Source organism: Bacillus sp. FSL K6-2869 (genome assembly GCF_040869405.1).
Lineage (GTDB): Bacteria > Bacillota > Bacilli > Bacillales > Bacillaceae > Bacillus > Bacillus altitudinis.
In genome coordinates this window covers 3,680,107-3,696,091 of record NZ_CP152035.1, presented here as the reverse complement: position 1 = coordinate 3,696,091, position 15,985 = coordinate 3,680,107, and the positions used below count along the sequence as shown (strand labels likewise).

Annotated in this window: 15 protein-coding genes; 10 read left to right on the top strand and 5 right to left on the bottom strand. The window is 41.2% G+C overall.

The window, feature by feature from the left end; genetic code table 11:
* Nucleotides 1–58: 58 nt before the first annotated feature.
* Both MHI58_RS19085 and MHI58_RS19080 read right to left on the bottom strand, forming a co-directional pair.
* Nucleotides 59–1,324 carry an extracellular solute-binding protein gene (locus MHI58_RS19085; protein ID WP_045033664.1) on the bottom strand — a complete coding sequence of 422 codons (1,266 nt, stop codon included), beginning with the start codon at nt 1,322–1,324 and terminating at the stop codon, nt 59–61.
* Nucleotides 1,325–1,496: 172 nt separating this feature from the next.
* Complete coding sequence (locus MHI58_RS19080; RefSeq protein WP_045033666.1) at nt 1,497–2,492, bottom strand: LacI family DNA-binding transcriptional regulator; 996 nt, start codon at nt 2,490–2,492, stop codon at nt 1,497–1,499.
* 171 nt (nt 2,493–2,663) lie between these two features.
* Between MHI58_RS19080 and MHI58_RS19075 the strand changes: the two genes are divergently transcribed.
* Nucleotides 2,664–3,563 (top strand): LysR family transcriptional regulator, encoded by a 900-nt coding sequence (locus tag MHI58_RS19075; protein ID WP_017359912.1) that lies wholly within the window; start codon nt 2,664–2,666, stop codon nt 3,561–3,563.
* Between the two features lie 16 nt (nt 3,564–3,579).
* On the opposite strand, the gene MHI58_RS19070 is transcribed toward MHI58_RS19075, so the two are convergent.
* The 3 genes from MHI58_RS19070 to MHI58_RS19060 all read right to left on the bottom strand — a co-directional run bounded on the left by MHI58_RS19070 (nt 3,580) and on the right by MHI58_RS19060 (nt 7,246).
* Nucleotides 3,580–5,256 (bottom strand): hypothetical protein, encoded by a 1,677-nt coding sequence (locus MHI58_RS19070; protein ID WP_045033668.1) that lies wholly within the window; start codon nt 5,254–5,256, stop codon nt 3,580–3,582.
* Between the two features lie 82 nt (nt 5,257–5,338).
* Nucleotides 5,339–5,749 carry a hypothetical protein gene (locus MHI58_RS19065; protein WP_024720438.1) on the bottom strand — a complete coding sequence of 137 codons (411 nt, stop codon included), beginning with the start codon at nt 5,747–5,749 and terminating at the stop codon, nt 5,339–5,341.
* A 12-nt stretch (nt 5,750–5,761) separates the two neighbouring features.
* A complete protein-coding gene (locus MHI58_RS19060) occupies nt 5,762–7,246 on the bottom strand; it encodes a DUF2974 domain-containing protein (protein ID WP_045033670.1) in 1,485 nt (494 codons plus the stop codon).
* A 115-nt stretch (nt 7,247–7,361) separates the two neighbouring features.
* Here MHI58_RS19060 and MHI58_RS19055 point away from each other — a divergent pair, with 115 nt between their 5' ends.
* The 9 genes from MHI58_RS19055 (at nt 7,362) to MHI58_RS19015 (ending at nt 15,768) form a co-directional block, all read left to right on the top strand.
* A complete protein-coding gene (locus MHI58_RS19055; RefSeq protein ID WP_041092634.1) occupies nt 7,362–7,862 on the top strand; it encodes a DUF1433 domain-containing protein in 501 nt (166 codons plus the stop codon).
* A gap of 63 nt (nt 7,863–7,925) precedes the next feature.
* Nucleotides 7,926–8,408 (top strand): DUF1433 domain-containing protein, encoded by a 483-nt coding sequence (locus MHI58_RS19050; RefSeq protein ID WP_045033675.1) that lies wholly within the window; start codon nt 7,926–7,928, stop codon nt 8,406–8,408.
* An 81-nt stretch (nt 8,409–8,489) separates the two neighbouring features.
* Complete coding sequence (locus MHI58_RS19045) at nt 8,490–8,969, top strand: DUF1433 domain-containing protein (RefSeq protein WP_045033677.1); 480 nt, start codon at nt 8,490–8,492, stop codon at nt 8,967–8,969.
* Nucleotides 8,970–9,013: 44 nt separating this feature from the next.
* A complete protein-coding gene (locus MHI58_RS19040; protein WP_045033679.1) occupies nt 9,014–9,496 on the top strand; it encodes a DUF1433 domain-containing protein in 483 nt (160 codons plus the stop codon).
* 93 nt (nt 9,497–9,589) lie between these two features.
* Nucleotides 9,590–10,525 (top strand): nucleoside hydrolase, encoded by a 936-nt coding sequence (locus MHI58_RS19035; RefSeq protein WP_056408434.1) that lies wholly within the window; start codon nt 9,590–9,592, stop codon nt 10,523–10,525.
* Nucleotides 10,526–10,641: 116 nt separating this feature from the next.
* Nucleotides 10,642–11,475 carry a MurR/RpiR family transcriptional regulator gene (locus tag MHI58_RS19030; RefSeq protein WP_034646848.1) on the top strand — a complete coding sequence of 278 codons (834 nt, stop codon included), beginning with the start codon at nt 10,642–10,644 and terminating at the stop codon, nt 11,473–11,475.
* Nucleotides 11,476–11,660: 185 nt separating this feature from the next.
* On the top strand, nt 11,661–13,205 hold the full coding sequence (gene gntK, locus MHI58_RS19025; protein WP_056408431.1) for a gluconokinase: 1,545 nt from the start codon (nt 11,661–11,663) through the stop codon (nt 13,203–13,205).
* Between the two features lie 24 nt (nt 13,206–13,229).
* Nucleotides 13,230–14,558 carry a GntP family permease gene (locus tag MHI58_RS19020; protein WP_017359903.1) on the top strand — a complete coding sequence of 443 codons (1,329 nt, stop codon included), beginning with the start codon at nt 13,230–13,232 and terminating at the stop codon, nt 14,556–14,558.
* Nucleotides 14,559–14,814: 256 nt separating this feature from the next.
* Nucleotides 14,815–15,768 carry a DNA alkylation repair protein gene (locus tag MHI58_RS19015; protein ID WP_113766870.1) on the top strand — a complete coding sequence of 318 codons (954 nt, stop codon included), beginning with the start codon at nt 14,815–14,817 and terminating at the stop codon, nt 15,766–15,768.
* The last annotated feature ends 217 nt before the right edge of the window (nt 15,769–15,985 follow it).

Below are 15,985 nucleotides of genomic sequence, written 5' to 3'. Positions count from 1 at the left end.
ATGAAATTAGATCAAGTGCAGGCAGCATGATAGATGAACAGCTACCTGCGCTTGATGTTTATTTGGAGTGATTCGCTTTAATTTGCGAGTCGATTTGTTTAACCGCATCATCAAATGCTTTTTTCACATCGGTACGGCCAGTCGCAATCAGCCCTAATGCGCTGTCAATCGGCTTCCACACCTCTGCCATCTCTGGATTGTTCGGTGTCAGTGTGGCATATTTCGTTTGCTTTGAAACAGCATCCGCATTAGCGTTTTCAGTAATGACTGGGTCTTTCATCAGTTTTTTCACTGGTGGAATTTCCTCTGTGACTTCAAAGCGCTTTTTCGAATTTTTTTCGTTCGTGATAAACTCAACAAATTTCTCGGCAAGTTCTTTATTTTTAGAATAAGAGGAGACGTTGTAGCTCTTTACACCTAAGAACGAGCTCATATGTTTTCCGTTAGGGAGTGTTGGTAGCTCGGACACGCCATAGTCGATACCCGCTTCTTTATAAGGACCAAATGACCATGGACCAGAAATGACAGCCGCTGCCTTTTTCTCAGTGAATAAGGAATTGAGGACATTGATTCCTTGCTCACCAATGATGCCTTTCGGGAAAAGACCTTCGCTAAAGAATGTCTGAATGTATTTTCCGCCTTCGATGGCACCATCGTTATTAAGACCAATATCATTGACGTCATAAGAACCATCGTTTTTCTGTTTGAAAATATAGCCGCCTGAACCGCCTAATACACTTTCTGCGTAATAAATTTCATCCCACTTCGCAACAAAACCGTATTTCCCGTCCTTTGTCAGCTTTTTCGAAAGGTCATACCAGCCATCGAGTGTCGTTGGTGCCTTTTTGACAAGGTCTTTGTTATAGAAAAGCACAGTGGTTTCAACGGATTTTGGCAGGCCATATAGCTTACCATCTACCGTTTGTGATTGAATCGATTCGTCTGTGAAGGAATTGATTACTTTTTGATCTGGTTTGATTTCTTGTAACAATCCCTCTGTGACAGCTGATCCAATTTGGTCATGAGGCATGGTGATGATATCTGGACCAGTGCCGGCTGCGCCATCGAGACGAAGCGCTTCAATTTGGTCGGCATATGCTTTTTCGACTACTTTGACTTTCACGTCGTTTTGTTTTTCAAATTCTTTGACGGCGTCTTGAATCCCATCAGACTTTTTGACATCCTCCCACACTAGCAAGGTCTTTGTACCTGTAGATGCCGGCTGTGTACCGCTTGAATTGTCATCTCCTGGTCCGCATGCTGACAGCAGCAGCACAGCAGTACCAACGACTGCCGATAATGTCGCCCATTTTCCCTTTTTCATTCGTAATCCCCTCTCGTTCTTTTTTCACAGATGATAAGAAAACGCTTTCTTAATGTGAGAATATCAACTTGAGTAAAAAAAGTAAACACATTTTATTAAATTTATTAAGTAAAATTTTTTACTGAAATAAAGAGAAAAGAAGCCCACCATATACGGCAGGCCTTCCAGCTGTTTATATCGTGCTTTTCCGAAAGACAGGTTCTGAGGCAATCAGCACGGTTTTTGGTAATGTTCTGCCATCAACAAGTCTTTCTAAAAGTAAATCGACAGCTGTTTCGCAAAGTAAAGAGGTATGGATGTGATAAGTTGTGAGCGGTGGTGACACATATTGAGAGACGTGAATATCGTTGATACTAAAGACACTCACTCGATTTGGTAAAGAAAAACCGCGTTCATTTAATGCTTGTAAACAGCCTATCGCAAGAGGATCACTTGCGACACAAAAAGCGGTTGGCAGGTGATCGCCGAGCTCGTCGATCGCCTTCATCATCAATGAATAGCCTTCATCTACAGAGAAGTGGTGACCGATATAGACCAATTGTTCATCCAGTTTGTTGTGTGCTGTCATGTACTGGCGGAAGGTCGTTTCACGAATATCTGGAATCTGCCTATTTGTATTGAGATCAAGATCTGTCCCGCCAATAAATCCGATGGATGTGTGCTGTTTTTCGATAAAAGAATCGATAATCTTTTCTACAATTCGTTTCAGGTTTGGTTTCACAGAATCAAAGCGGTCTTCATCTGGTGATGTATCAATAAAGACGATATGTTTTGTGATCGCATATAATTGATCAAGCTCAGTTTTTTTAAATCGACCGATGGCGATGATGCCTTCTGTAGAAGGATCAATCGATTGAAGACCATCAGATGGGTTGTAAGCGGTAACATTTAAGCTTCTGGTATTGGTGAGTTCCTCAATGCCTAGACGAATGGATTTGAAATAAATATCTTCAAGCTCTTCTTTTTCGGTCATCCAATAGAGAAAGGCAATTTTTTTTAGTGAATGTTTGAATGTCTTTTTTTGATAGGACAAAGCTTCTGCTGCCGCGTATACTCTCTCTCGTGTTTGATCCGTAACCGATAGGTTGGGATCTTGGTTCAGTACGCGAGACACGGTGGCGATGGATAATCCGGCTTTTTCCGCAATGTCCTTTATTTTAGCTGCCAAGTCAGCACCTCCTATAGAAAATATCTCCTTTCAGTATAGAGTCTTTAAAAAAATTAGTAAATATTTTTATTAAATTGATTGGTTTAGGCTGTTCTTTACGAGTTGGAAAGGAATTAGTAAGATATATGTATTGAAGATGTAGGATTAAGATTTCTGATAGGAGAGGGACAGATGTATTATGATGCACTGAAGACATTTGTGACAGTGGTAGAAGAGAAGAACTTTACAAAAGCAGCCCAGAAGCTGCGGATTTCTCAACCGAGTGTCAGTCTTCACATTAAGAACTTGGAGCAGGAATTTCAGACGGTTCTGCTCAATCGTTCGCCAAAGCAATTAACGGTGACGCCAACTGGGGATATGCTGTACCATCGATCAAAACAAATCATTCGTTTATATGAACAGGCGAAGCAGGATATTTATGAGCATCATCATCTGGCACGAGGGAAGCTCACGATTGGAGCGAGTTTTACCATTGGGGAGTATGTGCTACCGCAAATTTTGGCACAATTTCATCAGCTCTATCCGCATGTTGATATTGAGGTAGTCATTGATAATACAGAGGCGATCGCTAGACATGTTCGGTTGTTCCATGTCGACATCGGACTGATTGAAGGACAAACCAATGACAAAGAACTCTCTGTAGAAACGTTCCTAGAGGATGAACTGTATATCGTTGCCCCATTAGACCATCCGTTTGCAAAGAAAAAGGATGTCACCATTGATCAATTGCAAAATGAAACATGGATCACAAGAGAAGAAGGATCTGGGACAGGAGAATACTTACAGCACGTCCTGAAATCAAATGGCCTGAAAGCGCGGACTTTTGTGACATTTAGCAGCAATCAAGCGATAAAAGAAGCTGTCATTCATGGAATGGGGCTATCTGTTTTATCTAAATATGTCCTCCAGCGGGGCAGCATTGGCGGGGAATTGGCTGTCATTTCTGTGAGGGGAATGGACTTTAAACGGACATTTTCCTATGTCGAATCCCCGATGACAGGTGGGAATAAAAATAAGGAATTGCTTGTCGAGTTGTTGAGAAAAGAGAGAAAAGACGCTTCTCCGCAGTAGGAGAAACGTCTTTTTTTTATAATCCTTTGATGTTGATTTCATCGACTGGGAGGAAAATCTCACCTGTATCTGTGTACTTCATGTTGACTTGATCGCCTTCTTTTAAATAAATAATAAGAGGCTCTTTTTCAGATGACATGGTGTAGTTTTTCCCATCGTCTAGTAAGAAGGTGACGGTTGTATAATCACCGGTCTTTTCCTTATACACCCTCTTCACTTTGCCTGTTGACTCTTTCTTTTCTTGCTTTGATGAACTATTGACGGTACCGCCGCCTTTTTGAAGAGCAGTTTTATAGGCTCTTAGTGCTTCATTTGGTGTAGAAGCGTATGCGGCGATTTCAGGATTGGCTGCCGAAACAATAAAGTAGTTTTGCAGGAACCCGTTTGAATCGAGAACAGGTGTAAGCCAGCTGGCTTCCCCGTAGAAATTATAAAGAATCGGCATGCGGCCCTTCCATTTCTTTTCGATAAATCGCTTCTCAATAATTTGCAAAGCTCCCTGTGAATCCATGTAGGATTCTTCAAGATTACCCGTATAATACGTGGCTTTTCCTGTTCGGGCATTTGTTAGTGCATACCCGAGCATGGAATCAACGCCCTCTTTTGGACTGGTGAAATCTGTGAAGTAATACATATCCCCTTTTGAATCAAACACCGGACTTACATTGGCTTCCGTTCCCTCGTCTGAAGGCAGCTTCACATCTGATTTTCCAAACATACTGTTCCAGAAACCATGTACATAGTTGCCGAAGTAACTATTTTGCAGACTGACGGCCTCTGGTGACACAGCGCCATCAATAAAGGCTGGTACTTTGTCTAAGGAATATTTCTTCGTTTCACCCGTTTTGGCATCCACAACAACTACACCGGAAGCTTTAAACCCGTTTCGTGCAGAGATGAAATCTCCAAATGTTTGGATGTAATAAGGCTTGCCATCATCATTGATCTCGAGCTGCGTGTCTCCATAGAAAATCAAATCTGGGTACTGAAGACGGATATGCCGCTCAATTTCCTTATTGAAATAGGAAGAAGGCGTATAGACCATCTCGGTTTTCACAAACTTTGGATTGGCAGATGAGTCGGTCGCACTTAATGTAAAGTAACCCGGTGTGCTACCAGAACGAATCCATTTAAAGAAATCGGAGAACTCGACGGGTGCGATATACACATACTCACCATTGACCTTCTGAATTTGCAAGCTGCCAAGCTCGTAGTAACTCGTGTTTGGCACCTGTCCGAACGATTTCTTCATCTTATTGCGAGCAAATTGCGGTGGTACACTCGCAGGTGTCTCTGTCTCATCGAACGCTTTGATTTCGACTTTTTGCTCCATTTTAGACACGTCGAATTTCTCATTTGCATTGAATAGAAAAGCGGTTGCCATATAAACACCGAGCAGCAATAAAATGAGAAATAATACGCCCTTGATCTTCCGCTCCAATCCCACTGATAAAAAGGCACCTGCTGCTGTCACAACAAGTCCAATGAGCCACAGTGATGATGGGTTGCGGTCTAAATTGGTGATGTAGTAGAAGCCGAAAATCCCGATGATAAACAGCAGTGCCAGTCCCGCAATCCACACAAGCGGCACCTGTTGTTCAGTCCCTTTCTTTCTAAAGATTAACCTGAGTGGTGTGAGCAAAAGGGTCAGGACAAGACCGATCACAACCGAAAATAACAACATATATCCCACAAACAGATCTCCTTTCAAATCAATCACTCTTTTAGTATATACGAGTGAGACGGGGAAAAGATTCACCGGATGGCAGGTTCATTTAAATGCCGATCGAATCAATGGCTGATTGAACATCTTCTTTCAGCTCAAAAAATGTGAGTCTTTTTTCAATTTTTTCGATTAAGGCGTCAATGGCTTCACCTGACATATGGGTTTGGATGTTCCTTTGATGTTTGTACACGTTAATCAGAAGGTCATCAATCAGATCTACTATTTTTTTGGCTTCTTGACGATCCTCTGCAAATTCATTTTGAAGTTGATGCCGGATGGCTCTGATCAGCGCTGTTTTCTGTTCTTCCTTGATCTTTGCCTTCAAAGCAGCCAGCTCTGCTGGTGTCATATCTTCCGTGTTAAAGTTTGCTTGAGAGAAGATGGAGCTAGATGTATGCGTATCTGTGACTCTCTGCAAAAAACGATCTGCGTCTGTTGGTTGTTTCTTTGAAAATTCCATTTGTCGTACTCCTTAAGAAATACCCATATTCTTGGCAAGGGTTGTATCTGCATCGTGGTATTGTTTTCCTAGCTGGCTCATATCATCTGATATTGAATCCATCCACCTTTTCATATCCATCGCATGATCAATCGCTGCATCATACTTTTTGACCGAATAGAACTCATTTTCAAGACCCTCTGTTTTTAAGTGGCGAATCACAGCATCCACATCTGAAGCCGTCAGCTGGTCATACGAACCAAAACCGACAATTTGTTTGTATCTTGAACGAACGCGTTCCACCGATTGCTCCACTTTGTCATCGAGTTTCTCAATTTTACGAATGATTTGCTGCATATGGTGCTCGGCATATGTAGAGAATGTACGACCTGTGTTCATAAGAACATGCGACTTGATTAAAATCGCTACCACACTTTGCGGATGGACATTTGATTGGCTCAATTGATGTAACATGGCGGCAGTGAGAGAAGGGTTTTTTCTCAACATATCATCAATGGTTTGAACGGAGCCATCTGACGAAAAGGAATACCGGTCTAAGCCATGGCTGCCGGCGAGGGCTTCAAGAAATAAATTCGCATCAAGTGAAGGATTCACACTCATTGCCCGATTGAGGAGATTTTTCATAAATTGGACGGCCTTTGAGGAGTCCTCAGTGTAATCGACGCCTTCAGGTAAAGCGGCATCATACATCACTTTCACACGACCGATTTCTGTCGTATGACGATTTAAGAGAGAAAGCCCGTCATTGAGATTGATATATTCTGTTAATCTACTACGGTAATCACCTTTTAATGCTTTGGCTTGCAGACCATCCGATAGATTTGGGTAAATATTCGGATTCTCAAAGGTGACCCCGCCTTGAATAAAATCATTTTTGACAAGAACATAAGAAGCATTTGACCCGCCAAGTGAATGCCCTGTCACATACATCTTCGCATTCGGCATTTTCTTATGGATCTCTTTTGCATACCGGTCCGCCTGCACCATTTGATTCTCTGCACCGTGTTCAAAGGGGATATTTTTAATCAAATACTTCGTATCTGAAATCAACCAATCTTGTACAATCTCATTTGTATAGGTCGTTGTCCCTGTCGTCACCTTCGTCGTGACTTCCTTTGACGTCTCTGACTGGCTAAAAGGAGGCAGCTTTGTCAAAATGGTAGAAAGAAGATCATCTGACTCTTTTTTTCCATGTTTTTTAATGGTATCTTTATATTGGCCTGCCCCAATCGGTTCTGAGCCACGGTAGGCGATGACGGCGTTTTTGATTTTGGTGAGGTCTTTTCCGCCATCGGAGCGCTCGAAATCTTCTTCTGATACAAGGGTTAGTGAGTTAAGCCCTTTTTTTGTTTCTTGGTGGTCAACAACATACATTATTTTACCATTTTTCAAGTGTATATCTTTAGAATTTTCATAGTTGAAGATATCATAAGAGGCTGATGATATTTCATTATATTCTTTATCGCTAAGTTGATTAATTGCATATTTTTTGGCCAACATTTACACTCCTGTAATAATTATCATGTATATTATAAGATATTGTATGGTAAATATCTATAAAAAAAGGTATAAAAACCTATCGGTTGAATATTTAAAAGGTGGGATATTTTTTGTGAAAAAGACATTTAAGGTTGTACTGATTGTTTTGATTACTATCGTTTTTATTCTAGTATTATCACTTGTTTTTCAAAAAGATAAAGAAAAAAAATTGAATGAATCAGAAGGTGAAACAATCGTGAAAGAGAAGAACGATTTAGAACAAGCAAAAGAATTCGCAGAAGAAATGAAACCGAAAGTAGAAGAACGTTTACATAAAATAGATATTCACAACTTTATTAAAACCATTACGTTCGATAAGGGAGTAAATGTTAATCCAATGGGTTATATAATAATTAGAGGGTATATTAATGGTAACCCAGAAAAGTATGACTTCTCTGCATCATTAGAATACCGATCTAAGGAAGTAGGTACCATGACTTTTTCTCCTGAATTATCTTATCGATTTAAAGACTGGGATAAATTCAAAGATGAACCTGAACTAAAGGAAAACTATCTTAAAAGACTCTCCGAAAAAGAACGTGAACAGTATCTTAAAGATATTGGAGAAAAATAATAAAACAGGTAATCACCTACCTGTTTTTTATTTTTCATTATTAAGAAGGTGGCAACGGTAGACATGAAAAACACAATAAAGCTTTTATCTGTATTGTTTGTAGTCATCCTTGTCGCAGTGACTTCGTTAATCGTTCAGGTTAAGCATATTCAATCTAATAATGCGGTCAAGGAAAAGAGTGATCAAGCAAAAGCAGAAGAACTTGCAGAGAAGATGAAACCCAAGGTTGAAGAGCACTTGCACAAAAGAGATATTCATAAATTTATTAAAACCATAACGTTTGAAAAAGATGTGACCATCAATCCTATGGGGGATATTATAATCGATGGCTATATAAATAATGAACCGGAGAAGTACAGATTTTCAGCTTCTTTACAATATAGAGCTAAAAAAATCGGTTCAATGAGTTATGATCCTGAGTTGTCATATCGTTTTAAAGATTGGGATAAATTTAAAGATGAACCAGAATTAAAGGAAAACTATCTTAAACGACTCTCTGAAAAAGAACGAGAGCAATATCTCAAGGACATTGGAGAAAAAGAGTAGAACAGGTACTAGCCTACCTGTTTTTATTTTGTCAAATTCAATAGTCAGCTGATTAAAGTTCATCAAGGAGTTTTGCTTTTTATGAAAAATATCATGAAATTTTCTATCATAATTGTGGTCGCCGTCATCTCCGTAACTGTGTTTGTTGTAGAGTACATTCATCAGAGTTTTTCAGATGAAGTAGTGCAAGAGAAAAGCGATCAAGAAAAGGCCGAAGAATTCGCAGAAAAGATGAAACCAAAAATTGAAGAATATTTACATGAAAAAGATATTCACAATTTTATTAAAACCATCACATTTAAAAAAAATGTATCTATAAGCCCTATGGGTTATGTCACAGTTGATGGATATATAAATAATGATGCAGAAAAATATCATTTTTCTGCATCATTAATATACAAATCTAATGAAATAGGTTCGATGAGTCATTCTCCTGATTTATCATATCGCTTTAAAGACTGGGATAAATATAAAGATGAGCCTGAACTAAAGGAAAACTATCTTAAAAGACTCTCTGAAAAAGAACGTGAACAGTACCTCAAGGATATTGGGGATAAATAACAAAAAGTTAATTTTTCATTATTAAGAAGGTGGCAACGGTAGACATGAAAAACACAATAAAACTTGTATCTGTTTTGGTCGTTATCATCATTGTCTCAGTGACTTCGTTAATCACTCAGCACAATAAGCAAAGTAAAACAAATGATGTGGTAAAAGAAAAGAGCGATCAAGAAAAAGCAGAAGAGCTCGCAGAAAAAATGAAGCCTAAAATAGAAGAATGTTTACGCAAAGAAGACATCCATCACTTTATTAAGACCATAACGTTTAAGGAGAGGGTAACTATTAATCCTATGGGCTACATCGTAATTAGAGGATATATAAATGATGAGCCAGAAAAGTACGAGTTCTCCGCTTCATTAAAGTATAGAACAAAAGAAATCGGTTCAATGAGTTATTCAGCAGAACTAGGAGATCGTTTTGAGAACTGGGAAGATTTTGATCCTCAAGTGAAAGAAGACTATCTGAATAGTTTATCTAAAAAAGAACGCGAACAATATTTGAAAGACATTGGAGAAAAAGTGAAATAACAAGTCGACAAAGCCGATTGATTCCCTAAATCAATTTCAAAATATGCTATCATTCCCCTAACAACACTTACAAACAAGGGAGAGCTTTCAAACATGGCAAATAAAAAGAAATTGATCTTGGATGTAGACACTGGAATTGATGATGCGATTGGTATTTTGCTTGCAGTGAAAAGTAAGCGGTTTGATATGTTGGGGATCACAACGGTGTGCGGGAATGTGTCTGTTGAAGCGGCTACGTTGAATACGTGTAAAGTGCTTGAGCTGGTTGAGGCAGAGGAAATCCCTGTCATCAAAGGTGCAGTAACGCCTCTTTTGAGAGCCCCTCATTATGAACATCGGGTGCATGGGGAGGATGGAATTGGCGGCGCTTTAAAGGATGTTGAGCCTAAGAAGACCGCAGATGAAGGTTTTGCGCCTGATTTTATCATTGACCAAGTGCTGAAGTATTCGAAGCAGGTTACGCTTGTGTTGACAGGACCGTTAACGAATTTAGCCCTTGCGGTAAAAAAATGCCCTGAGCTGATTCATCACGTAAAAGAAGTCATTTTTATGGGGGGTGTCGTGCAGGGACAGGGGAATGTCACACCGGTTGCGGAATTTAATACATATGCAGATCCAGAAGCGGCGAAATTGGTGCTGGAGGCTGGTTTCCCTTCATTGACTCAAGTAGGGCTGGATGTCACAAGACAGGTCTTGTTAACGGATGAGAGAATTAATGCCATTCAAAATGAAACGTTAGCCAGTTATATCAGAGAGAGCACAAGCATTTACCGCCAGCGCTATTTTGAGCGGAATGGGGTGTGGGCATGTGCCATGCATGATCCGCTTGCTGTAAGTCTTGCAATTGATAAACAACTTGTGAATACACAGGCTTTTCATGTAGAAGTGGAGACGAAGAGTGAGTTCTGCGATGGTCAAATGATATGTGATTTTCAGCACCAATGGGGAAAAGATCGCAATCTTCAAGTGTGTATGGATGTAGATGCTGAAGGGTTTTTTGATTTAATGATCAAAGTCTTGAATTCTTAAAAAAGAAGTCTGTGCAAACAGGCTTCTTTTTTATAAGATGGGAACATGAGGAAATGTATGCGCTCACATGAATAGAGAAGGAGTGAAGTCAATTGGCTTTTGTCAGTTTAAGTAGTATGGATAAGATAAGGGCAGCAAGCAGAGGATTGCCGCCAAAACTGAAAGCAATTGCTGAGCACATTACGAGTGAGCCCCGCGACATCATCCATTTGTCGATTGTCGAGCTTGCCAAAAAGACAGCGAGCTCAGAGGCAACGATTTTTCGTCTTTGTAAAAGGCTTGGATTTGAGGGGTATCAAGATTTGAAGATTGCTATTGCCCAGGAAATAGACCAAACGAAGCCTGATTATGTAGATGAAGAGATGAGTCTTGACGATGATACTGCCGTTTTTATGCAAAAGGTATTTCAGGCGAACATCACTGCATTAAAGGATAGTTTTCAATTGTTGAATCCAGAAGATGTAGAAAAAGCCGTACAATTAATCCATGAAGCAGAGCGCTTAGAGTTTTATGGCAGCGGTGGGTCTGGCCTCATCGCCACAGATGCTTTTCACAAATTTATGAGGACAGGCATCAACTGTATTGTTCATACAGATTCTCACTTTCAAGCGATGTCGGCAGGTCTGCTTGATCAAAAGAGCACAGTGCTTGGTATATCTCATTCTGGTCGAAATAAGGATTTACTGGATGCGATGAAAACAGCCAAGGAAAAAGGAGCAAAAACCATTGGCATTACAAGCTATCAGCGTTCTCCATTGAGTCAGCTTGCAGATGTCACGCTGTATACATCAACGCAAGAAACGGCTTTCCGAACGGAAGCGATGTCTGCTAGGCTTGCCCAGCTTACTGTGATTGATGTGCTATATTTTGCGCTTGCACATTTAAGGCAGCAGGAAACATTAACAAACTTAAAGCAAATGAGAGAAACCATTTCTCAAAAAAGAGTGTAATGATTTCAAAAATAAATTTTTCTATTAGTGAAAAATGCTGTTGTGGTAACGATTCTGAGGTTTTTAGTGAAAATTATTTTCTTTTTGATCGTTGAATGTCGAAAAAAATATTCCTATAATGGGATTTATCAGGTACACCGGCACCACGACACTTTATTTCAAATCAATGATTGGGCGTGATACAGATGAAGGGAAACCAGGCGGTAATTGGTTTGGATATTGGAACAACAAGTACAAAGGCGGTTCTATTTGGACCACAGGGGAAAGTCATATCAAAGCATTCTGTTCCTTATGACCTCATTCACCCCCAGCCAGCATGGGTTGAGCAGAACCCTGAACATATTTTAGATGCTGTGATTGCGAGTGTAAGAGGCGCCTTGACGAAAGCAGCATTTGATGCAAAAAACCTCATAGGTGTGGGAATTAGTACGGCGATGCATTCCTTAATCGTCATGGATGAGAATGGAAAAACATTAACAAACAGTATCATTTGGGCTGATAACAGAAGTGCAGAACAAGCGAAACGAATCATGACGGACTTAGATGGCTTTCAAATTTATAAAAGAACCGGAACACCGATCCATCCGATGTCACCGCTTTCAAAAATACGATGGATCAAGGAAATGACACCTGACGTCTTCAATCAGGCAGCAAAATTCATTTCCATCAAAGAGTATGTTCTTTATCATTTCTTCGGTCAGTATGTGGTCGATTATTCAATCGCATCAGCAACAGGACTGTTCCGATTGGAAACGCTTCAATGGGACGAGGAGGCACTACGTATTGCAGGAATTCAGGTGAATCAGCTGTCTGAACTTGTTCCAACGACGCATCAGCTGCGTGGGCTTCAGCCAGAAATTGCGCTGCGAATGGGCATTGAAAAAGATACACCATTTGTTGTGGGTGCAAATGACGGTGTATTAGCGAATCTTGGTGTTGGTGCGATTGGCAAAGGTGAGGTAGCAGTCACGATTGGGACAAGTGGTGCAGTACGTACAGTCGTAGATCAGCCAATTACAGATGAGCAATCAAGAACATTTTGCTATTCATTGACGGACAAGCATTGGGTGGTCGGAGGACCGACCAATAACGGCGGGATTATGCTGAGATGGCTGAAGGATGAATTTGGGTCGTCAGAGGTGGAGGTAGCGAAGCGTCTAGGTGTAGACCCTTACGACCTGATGATTGATATTGCAGAAAAGGTTCCAGCTGGCTCAGAAGGACTGCTGTTTCTTCCATTTTTAACAGGTGAGCGAGCACCTTATTGGAATCCAAACGCAAGAGGCACGTTCTTCGGGATCGGTCTTCAGCATAAGCGCGAGCACTTTATTAGAGCCGTGTTAGAAGGCGTCATTATGAGTGTTTTCTCGATCGGTGTGGCACTAAGAGATTTAACAGGTCCAGCGAAGGATGTCAGGGCTTCTGGTGGATTTGCGAGATCCCCGCTATGGCGGCAGATTTTGGCGGATACAATGGGCAGAGAAGTGCTTGTTCCAGAGAGCTACGAGGCTTCCGCACTTGGGGCGGCTGTCCTTGCACTTCATAGTTTAGGTCATATGGAAGAGATAGAAGAGGTGCAGGAATGGATCCGTATTTCTGCCCGCCATGAACCAAATATGAAGAACAACGAAACATACATAGAGCTGTTTTATTTATATGAGCGTCTCTATGACAAACTGAAGGATGAATTTGATGTCATTAGTGCGTTGCAATTAAAACAAAATCGTTAAACATCGGGGAAAAGGTGGGAGAACATGCTTTTATTCATTGTGATTGCGGCGATTGTCCTTTTACTCATTCTCATTACAGTCGCTAAGTTGAATCCGTTTGTGAGTTTGATCATTACCTCTATGCTAGTAGGCTTTGCTACAGGAATGGATTTACAGGAAATCATTCAATCGATTAAAACGGGATTAGGGAACACGTTATCGTTACTGGCGATTGTACTAGCGCTTGGGACCATGCTTGGGAAAATGATGGCTGAGTCAGGGGGCGCTGAGCGGATAGCTCAAACACTCATCAGTCGTTTTGGGACGAAGAATGTGCATTGGGCGATGATGTTTGTAGCCTTTATCGTGGGGATACCTGTCTTTTTCCAGGTCGGATTCGTTCTTCTCATTCCCTTACTCTTTACCATTGCGATTGAAACGGGCATTTCGCTCGTGACGATTGGGATTTCATTAATCGCAGGATTGTCTGTTGTGCATGGGCTAGTTCCGCCTCACCCAGCTGCAATGGCAGCAGTAGGCATCTATCATGCCAACGTGGGGAAAACGATTTTCTTTTCAATCATCGTCGGTTTGCCAACAGCTATTATCGCTGGACCGCTGTATGGTAAGTGGATTGGAAAACGGATACATAAACCAGTTCCAGAGATGCTCAGAAAGCAATTCACGGAACGACATGCTGATCGGAAGCTTCCTGGTTTTGCGAATACGATGTTTACCATTTTGGTGCCGGTCATTCTTATGCTGCTTGCCACGTTGGCGGATATTATTTTGCCAGAGGATAGTATGTGGTATCAGATGTTCAAGTACATTGGAGATCCCATAACAGCTTTATTGATTGCGACAGTGTATTCTTTCTTTAGTCTTGGCTTTATACAAGGGATGAGCCGTGACCGAGTGCTGTCATTCAGTAACGATTGTTTGGGACCGATCGCTTCCATTCTGCTTGTGATTGGTGCAGGCGGAGCGTTCAATAATGTACTGATCGATTCAGGAGTTGGGGATTATATTGCTGATTTAGCCAAACACTCCCCAATCTCACCGATTTTACTTAGCTGGCTGATTGCTGCGGTTATTCGTGTGGCAACAGGATCAGCTACAGTATCCATGATGACAGCGGCCGGAATTGTAGCCCCAATCGCTGCATCCATGCCGGATGTGAGCAGAGAGCTGCTTGTTTTAGCAACAGGAGCGGGTTCACTGATTTTGTCTCATGTCAATGACTCTGGTTTTTGGCTGATCAAAGAGTATTTTGGTATGACCATTAAAGAGACGTTCTTGACTTGGACGGCTATGGAGACCATCATTTCCGTTAGCGCCATTGCATTTATTATGATCATAAATATGTTTATATAACGGGACAACAGCTCAATTCTTCGGGATTGGGCTGTTTTTGGTTTGTTGTTATGCCGCTTTTGACAATTTAGGATAAAATAATGATATTGAGCTATGGGAGGCGGACACGATCGAACCTTTAAAACATGTATATAATGAACCATTTATTCAACATTTAGCAGAAAAACTGGCGCAAGCGTCAACTGTATTTGATGCTGATCACTTTCAGCAGCTCGTGTTTCAAGAGGATTGGGAGCAGCTGGAGTTAAAAGGACGAATGAGAAGAGTGACTGAATCGATGCACGCCTGTCTGCTTGAAGATTATGAGAAGGCAATCGATGTACTGCGTCAGACAGCACCGCATTTTACAGGGCTCAGTGCGCTCGTATTCCCAGACTACGTCGAGACATATGGTGTTGACCATTGGGATATCTCGATCAAAGCACTTGAATTCTTTACACCGTTTTCCACTGCTGAATTTGCCGTTCGACCTTTTCTCATTCAAGATCAAGAGAAAATGCTGGCGCAGATGCTTGTGTGGTCACAGGATCAAAATGAACATATTCGCCGTCTCGCTAGTGAAGGATGCAGGCCTCGTTTGCCGTGGGGATTATCCGTCCCTGCGCTGAAAAAGGACCCTTCTGTCACGCTGCCCATTTTAGAAAATTTGAAGTCAGATTCGGCCAAGTATGTGCAAAAAAGTGTAGCGAATCATTTAAATGATATTTCTGCAATTCAGCCAGACCTCATGAAGCAAATGGTCAAAAGCTGGTATGGAACCAATGAACATACAAACTGGATTGTCAAACATGCATCCCGTACGTTATTGAAAAAAGGCGATCCAGATATCATGGCTTTATTTGGCTATGGAGATGATCCGTCTATCCAAGTAACGGATTTGAAGGTGACGCAAGACCCCGTTCGTATTGGAGAGAAGCTGACCTTTCATTTTATTCTTCAGGCAGATAAGCCATTAAAGCTGCGTGTAGAGTATGCCGTTGATTACGTGAAAGCTCGTGGTACACGCAATCAAAAGGTATTTAAAATCACAGAATTTGAAACAGGATCGGCGCTGCATAGAGAATTTGTCCGGTCACAGTCGTTTCAAAATATGACAACGAGAAAGCACTATGAGGGCATTCATACATTAACCATCATCATCAACGGCATCCCAAAAGCGTCTGTTGATTTCGAAGTCACAGCAGCTGCTCATGAAAAAACCCGCCACTGAGGCGGGTTTCAGCGTGTAGACAAACCCTCGCATTCTTTGTCAGTCCTGCGTGCTGGTGCTCACGAATGTCAAATTCGCTCTGCGCCAGTACTCGTCCTTCCTGGACTGCAAAGGTTTTCTATCACGCTGAAAAGAAGACAAAGGGCTAAAATCAAGTTCATTTTAGCCCTTTGTCAACAATCTGATACCCGCCACTGAGGCGGGTTTTTGCTTGCGT